A 14,923-nucleotide genomic window follows, 5' to 3' on the forward strand; every position below is an offset into this window, starting at 1 on the left:
AGCGAGCGTAGCTCGCGATGAAGCACACGCTGCCTGACCTGCGACCACAGGCCAGGCAGTGACCCGAGCAACACCCGCCCCTGGTTCGGCCTGCACGGAGGCAGTTCCAGGGGCGTTTTCGATTCTGCAGAACAAAAACAATTGGGAGCCTGCCATGTCGGTCGATCCGCAAAAACTTCTCCGCGAGCTGTTCGACACAGCCATCGCCGCCGCCCACCCGCGCCAAGTCCTCGAACCCTACTTGCCCACCGACCGTAGCGGTCGGGTCATCGTCATCGGCGCCGGCAAGGCCGCAGCCGCCATGGCCGAAGTGGTCGAAAAGAGCTGGCAGGGCGAAGTCTCCGGGCTGGTCGTGACTCGCTACGGCCACGGCGCCAACTGCCAGAAGATCGAGGTGGTCGAAGCCGCCCACCCGGTCCCCGATGCCGCCGGCCTCGCCGTGGCCAAGCGCGTGCTCGATCTGGTCAGCGACCTGACCGAAGACGACCGCGTCATCTTCCTGCTATCCGGCGGCGGCTCCGCCCTGTTGGCCTTGCCGGCCGAGGGACTGACCCTGGCCGACAAGCAACAGATCAACAAGGCACTGCTCAAGTCCGGCGCTACCATCGGTGAGATGAATTGCGTGCGCAAGCATCTGTCGGCGATCAAGGGCGGTCGCTTGGCCAAGGCCTGCTGGCCGGCCACCGTGTACACCTATGCCATCTCGGACGTGCCGGGCGACCTGGCCACGGTCATCGCTTCCGGCCCCACCGTGGCGGACCCGAGCACTTCGGCCGATGCCTTGGCCATCCTCAAGCGCTACAACATCGAAGCCCCCAAGGCCGTCATCGACTGGCTCAACAACCCGGCCTCGGAAACGGTCAAGGCCGATGACCCGGCCCTGGCACGCAGCCACTTCCAACTGATCGCCAGACCCCAGCAGTCACTGGAGGCCGCAGCGGTCAAAGCTCGCCAGGCAGGCTTCAGCCCGCTGATCCTCGGCGACCTGGAAGGCGAATCGCGCGAAGTGGCCAAGGTGCATGCCGGTATCGCCCGACAGATCGTCCAGCATGGCCAACCGCTCAAGGCGCCCTGCGTGATTCTCTCCGGCGGCGAGACCACCGTGACCGTACGCGGTAACGGCCGTGGCGGGCGCAATGCCGAGTTCCTGCTGAGCCTCACCGAAAGCCTCAAAGGCCTGCCGGGCGTGTACGCCCTGGCCGGCGACACCGACGGCATCGATGGCTCGGAAGAAAACGCCGGCGCCATCATGACCCCGAGCAGCTACGCCCGCGCCGAGGCGCTGGGCCTGTCGGCCAGTGACGAGCTGGACAACAACAACGGCTATGGCTACTTCGCCGCGCTGGATGCGCTGATCGTCACCGAGCCGACCCGCACCAACGTCAACGACTTCCGCGCCATCCTGATTCTCGAGACTGCCCAATCATGACGCCTGATAAAAAAGTTAAGATCCTCGCCACCCTCGGCCCTGCGATCAAAGGCATCGACGACATCCGCCAGCTGGTCGAAGCCGGGGTGAACATCTTTCGACTCAACTTCAGCCACGGCGAGCATGCCGACCACGCCCTGCGCTATCAGTGGATTCGTGAGGTCGAGCAGCAGCTGAACTATCCGCTGGGCATCCTCATGGACCTGCAAGGGCCTAAGCTTCGTGTCGGCCGCTTTGCCGAAGGCAAGGTCCAACTGCAACGCGGCCAGGCGCTGCGCCTGGACCTGGACAAGGCCCCGGGCGACAGCCGTCGGGTCAACCTGCCGCACCCAGAGATCATCGCAGCCCTTGAACCGGGCATGGACCTGCTGCTGGACGATGGCAAGCTGCGCCTACGCGTGACCGCCAAGCACAGCGATGCCATCGACACCGAAGTCCTGGCCGGTGGCGAGCTGTCCGACCGCAAGGGTGTCAACGTGCCGCAAGCGGTGCTCGACCTCTCGCCACTCACCGAAAAGGACCGCCGCGACCTGGCCTTCGGCCTGGAGCTGGGTGTGGACTGGGTGGCCCTGTCGTTCGTGCAGCGCCCTGAGGACATCGTCGAAGCGCGCCAGCTGATCGGCGATCGCGCCTACCTGATGGCCAAGATCGAAAAGCCATCGGCAGTCGAACAGCTGCAAGCCATCGCAGAGCTTGCGGATGCGATCATGGTGGCCCGTGGCGACCTGGGTGTGGAAGTGCCGGCCGAAAGCGTGCCGCAGATCCAGAAGCGCATCATCGGCACCTGCCGCCAGCTGGGCAAACCGGTGGTGGTGGCCACGCAGATGCTCGAATCCATGCGCTTCTCGCCCGCGCCGACCCGTGCCGAAGTCACCGACGTGGCCAACGCCGTGGCGGAAGGTGCCGATGCGGTGATGCTGTCGGCCGAGACCGCCTCGGGGGACTACCCGCTGGAAGCCGTGCAGATGATGAGCAAAATCATCCGCCAGGTGGAGAACGGCCCGGACTACCAGGCCCAGCTCGACGTTGGCCGGCCGAAGGCCGAGGCCACCGTGTCGGACGCCATCAGCTGCGCCATCCGCCGTATCAGCGGCATCCTGCCGGTAGCGGTGCTGGTCAACTACAGCGAGTCGGGCGCCTCGACCCTGCGCGCGGCACGCGAGCGGCCACGGGCACCGATCCTAAACCTGACACCGAACCTGAACACCGCGCGGCGCCTGAGCGTAGCCTGGGGCGTACACTCGGTGGTCAACGACCGCCTGCGCCAAGTGGATGAGATCTGCTCGACCGCACTGGAGATTGCCCAGGCGCAAGGCATGGCCAGCCGTGGCGACACGTTGCTGATCACTGCCGGCGTGCCTTTCGGCAAGCCCGGGTCGACTAACACGCTGCGGATCGAGACCTTGATCTGACAGCCCATCGCCGGCACGCCGGCTCCTACAGGATTTTCGCGATACCCCTGTAGGAGCTGGCGAAGCCTGCGATGGAGGGCAAAGCCCTCCCCATACACAAATACAACAGACATGCGGAAAACCGAGGCCCAAAAGAGGCCCACCGCCCTCCCATCAACCTCACTGACTGCCCCGATGTACACCAAAAATTTCGTCAACCCGTGCCCTGACTGGGCCACGGCGTTACTCAACGGCTTCAGCCAGGTGCTGCTGCTGCGCAACCCCCTGTGCGGCCTGTGCTGCCTGCTGGCCATACTGCTGACCGCCCCGAACCTGGTCGGTGGTGCCCTGCTCGGCGCCCTGGCCGGGCTGCTCACCGCGCAAGCCCGCGGCTACGACCGTGCCGACCGCCAGGCCGGGCTGTACTGCTACAACGGCGTGTTGATCGGCATCCTGATCACCGCCGTGCTGCCCTGGTCAGCCATCCTGCCGCCACTGATCATCGCCGCCGGCGGCCTGTCCAGCATCATCACCCACCAGTGGCGCAAGCGCGGCGGCAAGCTGCTGGTCGCCTACACTGCACCCTTCGTGCTGCTGGGCTGGGCCACACTGCTGATCGCCAGCCCCTCGCCCAGCGGCTTCGTCGAGGCCGACCCGCTGTACGCGTTGGCGCGCGGTGTGGGCCAGATCTTCCTGCTCGACCAGCCGCTGGCTGGCTTGCTGATCATCGTCGGCATGTTCATCGCCAACCCTTATGCCGCAATGTGGGCGGTGCTCGGCTCGGCCATCGGCGGCGGCGTTGCACTGCTCGCCGACCAAGCGCAAGCCGCGTGGCTGGGCCTGTACGGTTTCAACGCCGCGCTGGCGGCACTGGCCTTCAGCAGGCAAGGTGAAAAGCCGTGGGTAACGCTGCTGGCCATCGCCCTGGCCCTGCTGCTGCAACCGCTGTTCAAGCTGCTACCGGTGCCCGGCCTGACCGCGCCGTTTGTGGTGGCCTGCTGGCTAATGCATGTGGCTGAATACCGAGATCACAGAAAGCAGAAAAACACCGCACATCAACTGCCGAACTGACTGTCTTCTGGCAGTCCAGACACTCGTTCTGACGGCTGCCGGATATGAGCTGGATTGAGCGCCAGATCAACTTTTCTTGGCGGAAGCGGTGGAGGCCTTCGCGACGGAGGCGGCGGAAGTCTTGGAGGCGGTGGAGGCTCAGGCTTGTTACGACGCAGGTACTGTTCCAACGCGTTGACCTTGAGCACAAGGGCCTTATTACTCTCAATCAGCCCACTGTTTTCACTTTGTAGGGCTCGATTAAGAGTTTGAGATTGCATCCATCGCTCATGGGTGGCACCCAAGCCAAGAATTCGAGCTGCTGTTAATTGCCCAGTTGGCGACTTCTTAATCAAGTAACCTGCCTCACCAAGACCAAGGTGATAGGAGGTCTTAGATGGGTTGCTTTTAAAATATGTCTTAACCAGAGATCTGAACGCCTGCGGTATGTTCAGGCGAATAAACTCACCCTTGAGCCCAGTGCCAGCCCGACCTGACGGGTCAGAGCGATTAATCGGATCGCCCTCGCAGTAGCAATAGGCATTTAGCCCGCCCTCTCCAAACGGGCTCAACGCATCCTCGCTGCAAAAGCGCATAAGCGTAGGGATATAAAAGCGATACCCATTGCCCAATGCATAGCCGTGCAATACCCGGTCTCTCAGCTCGCCATTGAACCCCAGCGAAGCACCAGACATTGCCCACAAATGCCCTAAGCGGTATACGAAGCTGTCTGTATCGCCATTGCTGTCATAGCCGTTCGCTCAGCTTTATTTTCGAGATTCCCAATCTTGCTCTGACCTGAACTCTCCAGGTAACTAGCAGTTTTACCAGTTCACTCGTTGCACCCTTCACCAAAGACCCTCTAGGCTTACTGCTTCGCCCTCGGAATTTAAGCCATGTTCACCCCGCAATCCCTGCGCGAACGCCTCTACATCATGGTCTTCCAGACCGACACCGTAGCCGGCCGGCGCTTCGACAAGATCCTCCTGCTGATCATCCTGGCCAGCCTGGTCACCGTCATCCTTGACAGCATCGACGAGGTGCATCAGGGCTACGCCGGCCTGCTGGCCGGCATCGAGTGGGGCTTTACCGCGATCTTCCTGGCCGAGTACCTCACCCGCCTGTACTGCTCGCCCAAACCCTTGCGCTATGCCTTCAGCTTCTATGGCCTGGTCGACCTACTGGCGATCGTGCCGGGGATCATCGCGCTGTACTACAGCGATGCCCAATACCTGCTGATCATTCGGGTGATCCGGATGCTGCGGATCTTCCGGGTGCTCAAGCTTAGCCCCTACCTCAAGCAGGCCCATTACCTGATCGAGGCGTTGCGGGGCAGCAAGCAGAAGATCATCGTGTTCCTGGTCAGCGTGTCGACCCTGGTCACGGTGTTCGGCACCTTGATGTACGTGATCGAAGGACCCGAGCATGGCTTTACCAGCATTCCCAAAGGCATTTACTGGGCCATCGTTACCCTGACCACGGTGGGCTTTGGCGACATCGTGCCGAAGACGCCGCTGGGGCAAGTGGTGTCGTCCCTGGTGATGATCATTGGTTACTCGATCATCGCCGTGCCAACCGGGATCTTTACCGCCGAACTGGCCAATGCCATGCGCGGGGAGCAACTGCAGCACGATTGCCCGACCTGCAGCAAGAAGAGCCATGAGCATGGCGCGGCGTTCTGTTCCCGGTGTGGGAATGTGCTGTTTCCCAAACAATGAGGTTGCCTGGACCGACACTTTCGCGGGTAAACCCGCTCCCACAGGATCACCACAGGCCCAAACTGCGCGCGGCCCCTGTAGGAGCGGGTTTACCCACGAAGAGGCCGGCACTGGCAAAAGCATAACCAAAGTCGTTTTTGTTCTTTAACCCCTACAAACCCACCCGTTATAGTCGCTGGCAATCTGCCCCGATAATCTTCAAGAACAAGGAAGCAACGTGAAAAGACTCTTCACCGCCTCGCTGCTCGCCGCAGGCCTGGCCTTGGGCAACCTCGCCCAGGCCGCCCCCACCCTGCTCAACGTGTCCTACGACGTGATGCGCGACTTCTACAAGGACTACAACCCGGCCTTCCAGAAGCACTGGGAAGCCGAGCACAAAGAGAAGGTCAACGTGCAGATGTCCTTCGGCGGTTCCAGCAAGCAGGCACGTGCGGTGATCGATGGCCTGCCGGCCGATGTCATCACCATGAACATGGCCACCGACATCAACGCCCTGGCCGACAACGGCAAGCTGGTGCCGGACAACTGGGTGACCCGCCTGCCGAACAACAGCGCGCCGTTCACTTCGGCTACCGTGTTCATCGTGCGCAAGGGCAACCCCAAGGCACTGAAAGACTGGCCCGACCTGCTCAAGGACGGCGTGCAGGTGATCGTGCCCAACCCCAAGACCTCGGGTAACGGCCGCTACACCTACCTCTCGGCCTGGGGCTACGTGCTCAAGCAGGGGGGTGACGAAACCAAGGCCCGCGATTTCGTCGGCAAGCTGTTCAAGCAGGCACCGGTGCTCGACACCGGTGGCCGCGCCGCGACTACCACCTTCATGACCAACCAGATCGGCGATGTGCTGGTGACTTTCGAGAATGAGGCGGAGATGATCGCCCGCGAATTTGGCCGCGACCAGTTCGAAGTGGTTTACCCAAGTGTGTCGGCCGAAGCCGAACCACCAGTCAGCGTGGTGGACAAGGTAGTGGCCAAGAAAGGCACCCAAGCCGTGGCCGAGGAGTACCTGAAGTACCTGTGGTCGCCAGCGGCCCAGGAAATCGCCGCGCAGAACTACCTGCGCCCGCGTGACGCCACGGTACTGGCCAAGTACACCGACCGCTTCCCGAAAGTCGACTTCCTCTCGGTGGAGAAGACCTTCGGTGACTGGCGCACAGTCCAGAAGACCCACTTCAACGATGGTGGCGTGTTCGACCAGATCTACACTGGCCAATAACCGATTGCAGGCCCTGACACCGTCATCCCTGACGGAACACCAGTGCCTTCAGCCCACCCGCCGGGTCCGCATCCGGAAACTCCGGCGGGTTGTCCAGCCGCTCCACGAACTGCAGCCTCGGCGCCTGTTCGGCCATCCCTTGAATGAGAAACTCCGGCCCAATGCCCGGGTCGTTGACACAGGCGAGCACAGTGCCGCCCTCGCTCAACATCTCAGGCAAACGCCGCAGGATCTTCGCGTAATCCTGGGTCAGCACGAAACTCCCACGCTGGAAGGTAGGCGGATCGATGATGATCAGGTCATACGGCCCGTACTTGCGCACCTTGCCCCACGACTTGAACAACTCATGCCCCAGGTATGCCACCCGTGAAGCATCGTGGCCATTGAGCCGGTGGTTGTCGCGGCCGCGGGACAAAGCGGACTTGGCCATGTCCAGATTCACCACCTGCTGGGCCCCGCCGGCAATGGCCGCCACGGAGAAACCACAGGTATAGGCAAACAGATTCAGCACCCGCTTGCCGGCGGCCTGTTCGCGCACCCAGCGCCGGCCGTAGCGCATGTCCAGAAACAGTCCGTTGTTCTGCCGCACACCGAGGTCGAGCAGGTAGGTCAAACCGTCCTCGATCACTTCGCGCTGTTGGCAAGGTTCGCCCACCAGCCACTGGCCAGGGCTGTCCGGCAGATAACGGTGCTGAATGAGAATGGCCTGGCCTGTCCACTGTGGGCGTTCGGCAAGCGCTTGCAGCATGGCTTGCAGTTCCGCGAGCTGACCTTCAGGCGGCTCGCGGAACAGTGCAACCGAGAGCACGCCTTGCAACCAGTCGACCGTGATCTGCTCCAGGCCCGGCCAGCACCGACCACGGCCATGGAACAGGCGACGGGTTTCCTGGGGGGCTGGGTCAAGGGCGCTGAGCAGATGCTGTTCGAGGGTGTGGATCGGCGAAGTCATGGCGGGTCGCAAGCGAATAAAAGGAGCCATTCTACCGCTGCCGACCGCTTCGCGGGTAAACCCGCTGCCACAGGACCGCTACGTACCCGCGAAACGGTCGGCAACGCACCTCATTCTTTTACCGCGACCTGCGCCGAACGGAACCACCACCCCTGCTGCATCCCCGCCGCCGCCAGCAGAATCAACGCCACACCCAACCATTGCAACGGCGCCAGCCGGTGCCCGAAGGCCACCCAGTCAACCAGGATCGCTGCAATCGGGTAGATGAACGACAACGCCCCAGTCAATGCCGTGGGCAGACGCTGGATCGCGCTGTACAGCAGCACGTACATCAGCCCGGTGTGAACGATGCCCAAGGTCACCAGGCTACCCAACGCCGAAGGCTCGCCAGGCAACCCACCCATCCCCACCCAGGGCGCCAGCAGCAGTACCCCAGTGGCCACCTGGATCAACGCAATCAGGTGGGGCGGCGTGCCGCTCAGGCGTTTGATGATCAACGCAGCAATGGCATAGAGCAACGCTGCGCCCAAAGCCAGGGCAATCCCGAGCAGGTACTGATCACCGCTGGCCTGCCCCGCACCGTGGGCACTGACGATAGCCAACATGCCCAGGAACGCCACACTGAGCCAAGTCACCTTGGGCAAGGTGATTTTCTCACCTAGGAACAGTGCCGCCAGCCCCACCAGCATGAAGGGCTGCACGTTGTACACCGCTGTGCCGATGGCGATGGAAGCTCGCGAATAGGACGCGAACAGCAACACCCAGTTGCCAACGATGGACACCCCACTGGCAATCGCCAACACAACGGCAGTACGGCTGATGACTCCCGGCCTGAGAAAACCGAACGCCGCGCAAATCACCAGTAACGTGCCGGTGCCGAACACACAGCGCCAGAACACCACCTCCAGCACCGGTTGCCCGGACACCAGCACGAACCAGCCAATGGTTCCCGAAATCAGCATGGCGGCGACCATTTCCAATGAGCCGCGGCGTAGTGAACTGTCCATCTCACACCTCCGGTTGACGATGGCGACAGTATGCAGAGGGCGAACGATGACCTTCCAGCGGTTATCCAAGGCAAATCTATGAGAACGCCTTTACTATCAAGGCAAGATCTCAAGAAAACCTTACGAGGCAAAAATGACCGACGCCATCGACCAATGCTTGATCAACGCCTTGATGGAGGACTCCCGCCGCTCGCTCAAGGCGCTGGCGCAGCTCAGCGGCCTGTCGGCCCCCAGCGTCAGCGAACGCCTGCGCCGCCTCGAAGAGCGCGGTGTGTTGCGTGGCTACACCGTGGACGTCGACCCGCGCTGCTTCGGTTACCAGTTACAGGCCATCGTACGCATCCGCCCGTTGCCGGGGCAGCTGCAAGAGGTGGAGCGCCAGATCATCGCCATTCCAGAGTTCACCGAGTGCGACAAGGTCACCGGTGAAGACTGCTTCATCGCCCGGCTGCATGTGCGCTCGATGGAGCAGCTCGACACTGTGCTCGACCGTATCAATGTGCTGGCTGAGACCAACACCGCGATCATCAAGAAAAGTCCGGTGAAACGGCGGCTGCCACCCATGGAATGAGCATCCTCATCGCCCGCCAGCCGGCCCTCGGCGGACGACGGCGAACCTGCAGGAGCCGGCTGCCGGCGAAAAGGCCACCGCAAAACCTGACTATTTTTTGTACACAATAATGTAACCATAGGTGCCATTTTTGTGTGCACTTTATTAAGTAACGCCCCAATACGTTACACAACACCAACCCCTGAATTTGACCACTCGATCAACTAACTAGTGCTGAAAAAAATTAAAACTGTTCAACTGGTCAACTTATAAATCTTTATTTTCATCAAGTTACGGCTCAGTTTCGTTACTTCTATTAAGCATCATTCCTGGCGTTGACTTTTGCCTGGCACGGAACTCGCTTTTGTGTGCTTGTGCTTTGTATACAAACGATGCAAAACATAAATACACAATAACCCGCGACGCCGGTCCAAACCCGTCTGTCGCGCCCAGAACCCAGTGATGCCAACGCTGCACCGACGAGATGGCGAGCCCGTGCGCATGCCCGCTCATCGCAGTCCACGCGCATCAGGAGCCTGCCGGAATGAGTACCAGCCTCGACCTTGCCCCTGAACTATCCGTTGCCAGCGCCAACCCTCCCTCCCCTGTTGCCGGTGGTGCGCCGGCAATCGAACTCAGCCCACGCCTGCACAATCGCGACTTGGCTCCGACGCGAGCCGAGGGTCGGCGCTGGGGCGGGTACAGTATCTTCGCGTTGTGGACAAATGATGTGCACAACATCGCCAATTATTCCTTTGCCATGGGTTTGTTCGCCCTGGGCCTGGGTGGCTGGCAAATCCTCCTGTCGCTGGCGATCGGTGCGGCGCTGGTGTACTTCTTCATGAACCTGTCCGGCTACATGGGACAGAAAACCGGCGTGCCTTTCCCGGTCATCAGCCGTATCGCCTTCGGCATCCATGGCGCGCAGATTCCGGCACTGATCCGCGCGGTCATTGCCATCGCCTGGTTCGGCATCCAGACCTATCTCGCATCGGTGGTCCTGCGTGTGCTGCTGACGGCCGTCTGGCCGCACTTGGCGGCCTACGACCACGACAGCATCCTGGGGCTGTCGAGCCTGGGCTGGGTATGCTTCGTGGCGATCTGGCTGGTGCAACTGGTGATCCTCGCCTACGGCATGGAGATGGTTCGCCGCTATGAGGCTTTCGCCGGCCCGGTGATCCTGCTGACGGTCGCGGCCCTGGCCGTGTTCATGTACTTCAAGGCCGACGCTCGCATCGCCTGGTCGGTGGCCGAACCGCTGTCCGGCTACGAGATGTGGCGCAACATTTTCGCTGGCGGTGCGCTGTGGCTGGCGATCTATGGCACCCTGGTGCTGAACTTCTGCGACTTCGCTCGCTCTTCGCCGTGCCGCAAGACCATCCGCGTGGGCAACTTCTGGGGCCTGCCGGTGAACATCCTGGTGTTCGCCGCCATCACCGTGGTGCTGTGTGGCGCGCAGTTCCAGATCAATGGCCAGATCATCGACAGCCCGACCCAGATCGTCGCCAGTATCCCCAACACTCCGTTCCTGGTACTGGGCTGCCTGGCCTTCCTGATCGTCACCGTGGCGGTGAACATCATGGCCAACTTCGTCGCCCCGGCGTTCGTGCTCAGCAACCTGGCCCCACGCCACCTGAACTTCCGCCGCGCCGGGCTGATCAGCGCCACGCTGGCGGTGCTGATCCTGCCGTGGAACCTGTACAACAGCCCGCTGGTGATCGTGTACTTCCTGTCTGGCCTCGGCGCCCTGCTCGGCCCACTGTACGGCGTGATCATGGCCGACTACTGGCTGCTGCGCAAAGGCCGCATCAACGTGCCGGAGCTCTACAGCGAGAACCCGACCGGCGCCTACCACTACAGCAAGGGCATCAATCTACGCGCCGTTGCCGCCTTCACCCCGTCCGCACTGCTGGCCATCGTCCTGGCCCTGGTGCCCAACTTCCATGGCATCGCGCCCTTCTCCTGGCTGATCGGCGCCGGCATCGCGGCCGCGCTCTATCTGCTGATCGCGCCGCGCAACGGCCAATACCACGATGTCAGCGGTGAGTGCATCGCCGTCGACCACAGCAGCCATTGATCAAGGAGGATCGTCCATGCGTATTCTGATCGCCAACGTCAACACCACCGAAGCCATCACCGAGGCCATCGCCGAACAGGCTCGCAGCGTGGCCGCGCCCGGCACCGAGATCGTCGGCCTGACCCCCTGGTTCGGCGCCGAATCGGTGGAAGGCAACTTCGAGAGCTACCTGGCCGCCATTGCGGTCATGGACCGCGTGCTGGCCTATGAAGGCCCCTACGATGCGGTGATCCAGGCTGGCTACGGCGAGCATGGCCGCGAAGGCCTGCAAGAGCTGCTGAACGTGCCGGTGGTGGACATCACCGATGCCGCCGCCAGCACCGCGATGTACCTGGGCCATGCGTATTCGGTGGTCACCACCCTGGACCGCACCGTGCCGCTGATCGAGGACCGCTTGAAGCTTTCCGGGCTGTACGACCGCTGTGCGTCGGTGCGCGCCAGTGGCCTGGCAGTGCTTGAGCTGGAGGCCGACCCGCAGCGTGCAGTGGAGGCTATCGTCGAGCAGGCCGAACGCGCCGTGCGCGAGGACAAGGCCGAGGTGATCTGCCTGGGTTGCGGCGGCATGGCCGGGCTCGACGAGCAGATCCGCCAGCGCACCGGCGTGCCGGTGGTCGATGGTGTGAGCGCGGCGTTGACCATCGCCGAATCGCTGGTGCGGATGGGGTTGAGCACGTCCAAGGTGCGGACCTACGCGACGCCGCGGGTGAAGAAGGTGGTGGGTTGGCCGATGCGGCTCGGGCGCTGACAGATCGGCTGTCGGTACTGGCCCTATCGCCGGCAAGCCGGCGCCTACTGGCATCTCATTGGCGCCGGCTTGCCGGCGATAGGGCCGGTAACTTCAAACCAACATCCGCGCCAGCCGCTCCCCGCTACCGCAGGCCAAGGTAAAGCCCAAGGCCCCATGCCCGAGGTTCAACCAGAGGTTGCGATAAACCGTTGCACCGATGATCGGCACCCCGGTCGGTGTCGCAGGACGCATCCCCGCCCACTCCACCGCTTGGCCATAATCGGCCGCCCCAGGCAACGTGCTGCGGGCCATCCGAAGCATGCTCTGAAACCTGCGCGCATCCACGGACTCGTCGAACCCAACGATATCCACCATCGCCGCGACGCGCAGTTGCTCATCCAACCGTGCATACACGATCTTGCGCTCATAGTCGGTGATGCTCACCTGTGGCGCTCGATGGCTCGGCGCAATCGGCGCGGTCAGGCTGTAGCCCTTCAGTGGATAGATCGGCAGTTTCAACCCTGGCAAAGCCAGCCCTGGGCTGCGATACCCCGCGCATAAAACCAGGTGCTCCACGTCCAACTGCTCATGACCGAGTTGCAACCCGATCACCTTATCATTGCGCCTGATCAAGCGGCTAACCGGCTTGCCCAGTAGAAAACGGCACAACCCCGAGGCACGTAGACGCTCGGCCAGTCGTTGGCAAAAACGATGACAATCGGCGACCTCCTCATCTGGCGTATACACCCCCCCGATGAAAGGTGTTTCGAGCAGTGACGGCTCGAGCGCCCGCAGTTCTGTGGCCCCCAGCACCTGCTGGCGTGTTGGGTCCAGCAGATGATCACGCCCAAGGGTAAAAGCGCGCTCGCTACGAAAAGCGACCAGCTTGCCATTGCGCCGCCAGGCAAAATTCGCCAGTCCGTCTTCCTCACGCCAGCGCTGCAGCGCGGCCTGGCTGTGCAGGGCCAAATCCAGCAGCACGTGGGCATTGCGCCGGTTCACCGAACGCCGACAGGCCAGCATGAACGCGGCCAGCCAGCGCCATTGCGCCGAGTCCAGTCGCAAGCGCAGGCGCAAGGGCGAGTCTCCTTGAAGCAACCAACCCAGTGCCTGCCAGGGCACCCCCGCATCGGCCAGCGGCGCGACATAGCGATAGGACAGCTGCCCGCCATTGGCAAAACTCGTGGCACTGGCCAGGCTGTCACGTGCTTCGATCAGGTCGACCGACAAGCCCTCGCGCACCAACGCATAGGCCGTCGCCAGGCCAATCACCCCACCGCCGATTATCGTTACTCGTTGGCTCATGCCGCTTCCTTGCCAGACATCCGAATCCAATTGCGCGATTGCCTAGGTATCAATCATCCCGCGTCAGCACTTCCAGCAACTCGATCTCGAACGTCAGGTCCGAGTTCGGCGGAATCGCGCCAACGCTACGCTCGCCGTAGCCCAGATGGGCCGGCACTTGCAACTTGCGTTTGCCGCCAACGCGCATGCCCATCAGGCCTTGATCCCAGCCCTTGATCACGCGGCCGGTGCCGATGACGCACTGAAACGGCTTGCCACGCGACCACGATGAGTCGAACTCGCTGCCGTCGGCCAGCCAGCCGGTATATTGGGTGGTGATCAATGCGCCCTTGACCACGGCTTTGCCGTCGCCTTGTTCAAGGTCGATGATCTGCAGTTCGCTGCTCATGGCATGCTCCAACGGTAAAAATCAAAGCCGCCCTTTTCTCAGGAATGCAGTGGTTTGGCAAGCTCGCGAGTATTGCACGGTACGGGTCAGCCGAGCTGTTCGAAGGCCTGCTCGCCGGTCAGCTCCTTGGTCTGATTGGCGAAACAGTACCAGGCTGGTTTCTGTTCGACGAAAATCTGCAGGTCGAAATCCCAGGTCTCATCGCCATCGAGCAAACCGACCGGCACCGCATAAAAGTCGTTTGCCTTGAGTCGGTAGTACAGGTGCGTGCCGCACTGGCCACAGAAACCGCGCTGTGCCCACTCAGAAGAGTCGTAGACGCTAGGAGCGCGTCCTTCGAATGTCGGTGGCTGGCTGCAGTGAACCACCAGCAGCGGACCTCCGGTCCACTTGCGGCACATGCTGCAGTGGCAGGCGCTGATATGGGTGTTATCGACCGTGACGCTGAGGCGGGTGGCACCACAGAGGCACGTGCCTTGTTTTTCGAGGGCCATGGGTGCAGTCCTTTGGACGGAGGCTGGGCAGGTGAGTATAGATGCCTGTACCGGCTTCATTGCCGGCGAGCCGGATCAAATGAGGTTGCCCGCTTCGTCATGGAACCATTGCAGCTTGCTGTCGGCATTGATGGCCTGGATCAGCTTGCCGTTGCCGTCGTAGGCAAAGGTTTCTTCCTGGCGCTGGTCGCCCTGGCGGGCCGTGCGCGAGGCCAGACGCCCGACGGCATCGAAGGTGATGTCGATCCGGCGTTGACCGACCTGGGTGCTGGCCAGTCGACCGCTGTCCGGGTCGTACTGGTAGCGGGTGACCAAACCATCGAAGCCCTTTTCTTCCAGCAGGCGGCCGACCGGGTCGTACAGGAACGTGGCCTTGCTGTCGTTCTCGTTCTCCAGCCCGATCAGGCGGCCCAGCTTGTCCCAGCGGTAGCGCAAGGTGTGCTCGTTGGCGTCGACCCGTTCGACCAGTTTGCCGGCCGCGTCGTAGGACCAGGTGGTGCAGCGGTCCTGCGCGTCGGCGTGGGTCAACAGGCGGCCTTCGGCATCGCGTTCGAAACGCTCTTCGGTGTCGTAGTGGACTGGAAAAGAATACGGCGCAGTTGTTCAGTCTGTTTGAGTTGGC

At 62.2% G+C, this 14,923-nt stretch carries 13 protein-coding genes and 2 pseudogenes; 8 read left to right on the top strand and 7 right to left on the bottom strand.

The genetic code is table 11. The features are described from left to right. Positions 1-154 precede the first annotated feature (154 nt). The 3 genes from VXM67_RS18740 (at position 155) to VXM67_RS18750 (ending at position 3,891) form a co-directional block, all read left to right on the top strand. Complete coding sequence (locus VXM67_RS18740; protein ID WP_023381461.1) at positions 155-1,429, top strand: glycerate kinase; 1,275 nt, start codon at positions 155-157, stop codon at positions 1,427-1,429. Then, entirely contained in the window at positions 1,426-2,841 is a 1,416-nt protein-coding gene (gene pyk, locus VXM67_RS18745) for a pyruvate kinase (RefSeq protein ID WP_023381462.1), read from the top strand. Before VXM67_RS18740 ends, pyk begins: the two co-directional genes overlap by 4 nt. A gap of 174 nt (positions 2,842-3,015) precedes the next feature. Then, positions 3,016-3,891, top strand: coding sequence for an urea transporter (locus VXM67_RS18750; protein ID WP_023381463.1), 876 nt, complete (start codon positions 3,016-3,018; stop codon positions 3,889-3,891). A gap of 470 nt (positions 3,892-4,361) precedes the next feature. Here the strand turns inward: VXM67_RS18750 and VXM67_RS18755 are convergent. Beyond that, a pseudogene (locus tag VXM67_RS18755) lies at positions 4,362-4,547 on the bottom strand (RHS repeat-associated core domain-containing protein); the annotation flags it as partial. Between the two features lie 219 nt (positions 4,548-4,766). Here VXM67_RS18755 and VXM67_RS18760 point away from each other — a divergent pair. Together VXM67_RS18760 and VXM67_RS18765 are read left to right on the top strand one after the other, a co-directional pair. After that, positions 4,767-5,588 (top strand): ion transporter, encoded by an 822-nt coding sequence (locus VXM67_RS18760; protein WP_023381465.1) that lies wholly within the window; start codon positions 4,767-4,769, stop codon positions 5,586-5,588. Between the two features lie 217 nt (positions 5,589-5,805). Then, positions 5,806-6,804, top strand: coding sequence for a sulfate ABC transporter substrate-binding protein (locus tag VXM67_RS18765; protein ID WP_023381466.1), 999 nt, complete (start codon positions 5,806-5,808; stop codon positions 6,802-6,804). Positions 6,805-6,826: 22 nt separating this feature from the next. Here the strand turns inward: VXM67_RS18765 and VXM67_RS18770 are convergent, their stop codons facing one another. Both VXM67_RS18770 and VXM67_RS18775 read right to left on the bottom strand, forming a co-directional pair. Next, complete coding sequence (locus tag VXM67_RS18770) at positions 6,827-7,753, bottom strand: class I SAM-dependent methyltransferase (RefSeq protein WP_104881429.1); 927 nt, start codon at positions 7,751-7,753, stop codon at positions 6,827-6,829. A 110-nt stretch (positions 7,754-7,863) separates the two neighbouring features. After that, positions 7,864-8,760: a DMT family transporter gene (locus VXM67_RS18775; RefSeq protein WP_023381468.1), complete on the bottom strand. Its 897-nt coding sequence runs from the start codon at positions 8,758-8,760 to the stop codon at positions 7,864-7,866. A gap of 133 nt (positions 8,761-8,893) precedes the next feature. On the opposite strand from VXM67_RS18775, the gene VXM67_RS18780 reads away from it, so the two are divergent. The 3 genes from VXM67_RS18780 to VXM67_RS18790 all read left to right on the top strand — a co-directional run bounded on the left by VXM67_RS18780 (position 8,894) and on the right by VXM67_RS18790 (position 12,132). Beyond that, the gene (locus VXM67_RS18780) at positions 8,894-9,331 is read left to right on the top strand and encodes an Lrp/AsnC family transcriptional regulator (RefSeq protein WP_023381469.1); all 438 of its coding nucleotides are present in this window, start codon (positions 8,894-8,896) and stop codon (positions 9,329-9,331) included. 523 nt (positions 9,332-9,854) lie between these two features. Then, positions 9,855-11,387 (top strand): NCS1 family nucleobase:cation symporter-1, encoded by a 1,533-nt coding sequence (locus tag VXM67_RS18785; protein WP_023381470.1) that lies wholly within the window; start codon positions 9,855-9,857, stop codon positions 11,385-11,387. Positions 11,388-11,403: 16 nt separating this feature from the next. Continuing rightward, complete coding sequence (locus tag VXM67_RS18790; protein WP_023381471.1) at positions 11,404-12,132, top strand: aspartate/glutamate racemase family protein; 729 nt, start codon at positions 11,404-11,406, stop codon at positions 12,130-12,132. Between the two features lie 93 nt (positions 12,133-12,225). Here VXM67_RS18790 and VXM67_RS18795 read toward each other — a convergent pair whose 3' ends face one another. The 4 genes and pseudogenes from VXM67_RS18795 to VXM67_RS18810 all read right to left on the bottom strand — a co-directional run. Then, the gene (locus VXM67_RS18795) at positions 12,226-13,419 is read right to left on the bottom strand and encodes a D-amino acid dehydrogenase (protein WP_027907564.1); all 1,194 of its coding nucleotides are present in this window, start codon (positions 13,417-13,419) and stop codon (positions 12,226-12,228) included. 49 nt (positions 13,420-13,468) lie between these two features. Then, positions 13,469-13,807, bottom strand: a complete 339-nt coding sequence (locus tag VXM67_RS18800; protein ID WP_023381473.1) for an FKBP-type peptidyl-prolyl cis-trans isomerase — start codon at positions 13,805-13,807, stop codon at positions 13,469-13,471. Between the two features lie 86 nt (positions 13,808-13,893). Further along, entirely contained in the window at positions 13,894-14,301 is a 408-nt protein-coding gene (locus VXM67_RS18805; RefSeq protein WP_023381474.1) for a GFA family protein, read from the bottom strand. Positions 14,302-14,382: 81 nt separating this feature from the next. Continuing rightward, positions 14,383-14,877 (bottom strand): annotated as a pseudogene (locus VXM67_RS18810) (RHS repeat protein); the annotation flags it as partial. Positions 14,878-14,923 lie beyond the last annotated feature (46 nt).

The organism is Pseudomonas sp. Rh2 (genome assembly GCF_040762985.1).
In the GTDB taxonomy this organism is placed as follows: domain Bacteria; phylum Pseudomonadota; class Gammaproteobacteria; order Pseudomonadales; family Pseudomonadaceae; genus Aquipseudomonas; species Aquipseudomonas taiwanensis.

Excerpts from the sequence above, each read along its gene's own strand:
- pyk (WP_023381462.1), top strand. The coding sequence starts at position 1,426 with ATGACGCCTGATAAAAAAGTTAAGATCCTCGCCACCCTCGGCCCTGCG.
- VXM67_RS18800 (WP_023381473.1), bottom strand. The coding sequence starts at position 13,807 with ATGAGCAGCGAACTGCAGATCATCGACCTTGAACAAGGCGACGGCAAA.
- VXM67_RS18750 (WP_023381463.1), top strand. The coding sequence starts at position 3,016 with ATGTACACCAAAAATTTCGTCAACCCGTGCCCTGACTGGGCCACGGCG.
- VXM67_RS18780 (WP_023381469.1), top strand. The coding sequence starts at position 8,894 with ATGACCGACGCCATCGACCAATGCTTGATCAACGCCTTGATGGAGGAC.
- VXM67_RS18775 (WP_023381468.1), bottom strand. The coding sequence starts at position 8,760 with ATGGACAGTTCACTACGCCGCGGCTCATTGGAAATGGTCGCCGCCATG.
- VXM67_RS18740 (WP_023381461.1), top strand. The coding sequence starts at position 155 with ATGTCGGTCGATCCGCAAAAACTTCTCCGCGAGCTGTTCGACACAGCC.
- VXM67_RS18790 (WP_023381471.1), top strand. The coding sequence starts at position 11,404 with ATGCGTATTCTGATCGCCAACGTCAACACCACCGAAGCCATCACCGAG.
- VXM67_RS18785 (WP_023381470.1), top strand. The coding sequence starts at position 9,855 with ATGAGTACCAGCCTCGACCTTGCCCCTGAACTATCCGTTGCCAGCGCC.
- VXM67_RS18805 (WP_023381474.1), bottom strand. The coding sequence starts at position 14,301 with ATGGCCCTCGAAAAACAAGGCACGTGCCTCTGTGGTGCCACCCGCCTC.
- VXM67_RS18760 (WP_023381465.1), top strand. The coding sequence starts at position 4,767 with ATGTTCACCCCGCAATCCCTGCGCGAACGCCTCTACATCATGGTCTTC.
- VXM67_RS18795 (WP_027907564.1), bottom strand. The coding sequence starts at position 13,419 with ATGAGCCAACGAGTAACGATAATCGGCGGTGGGGTGATTGGCCTGGCG.
- VXM67_RS18770 (WP_104881429.1), bottom strand. The coding sequence starts at position 7,753 with ATGACTTCGCCGATCCACACCCTCGAACAGCATCTGCTCAGCGCCCTT.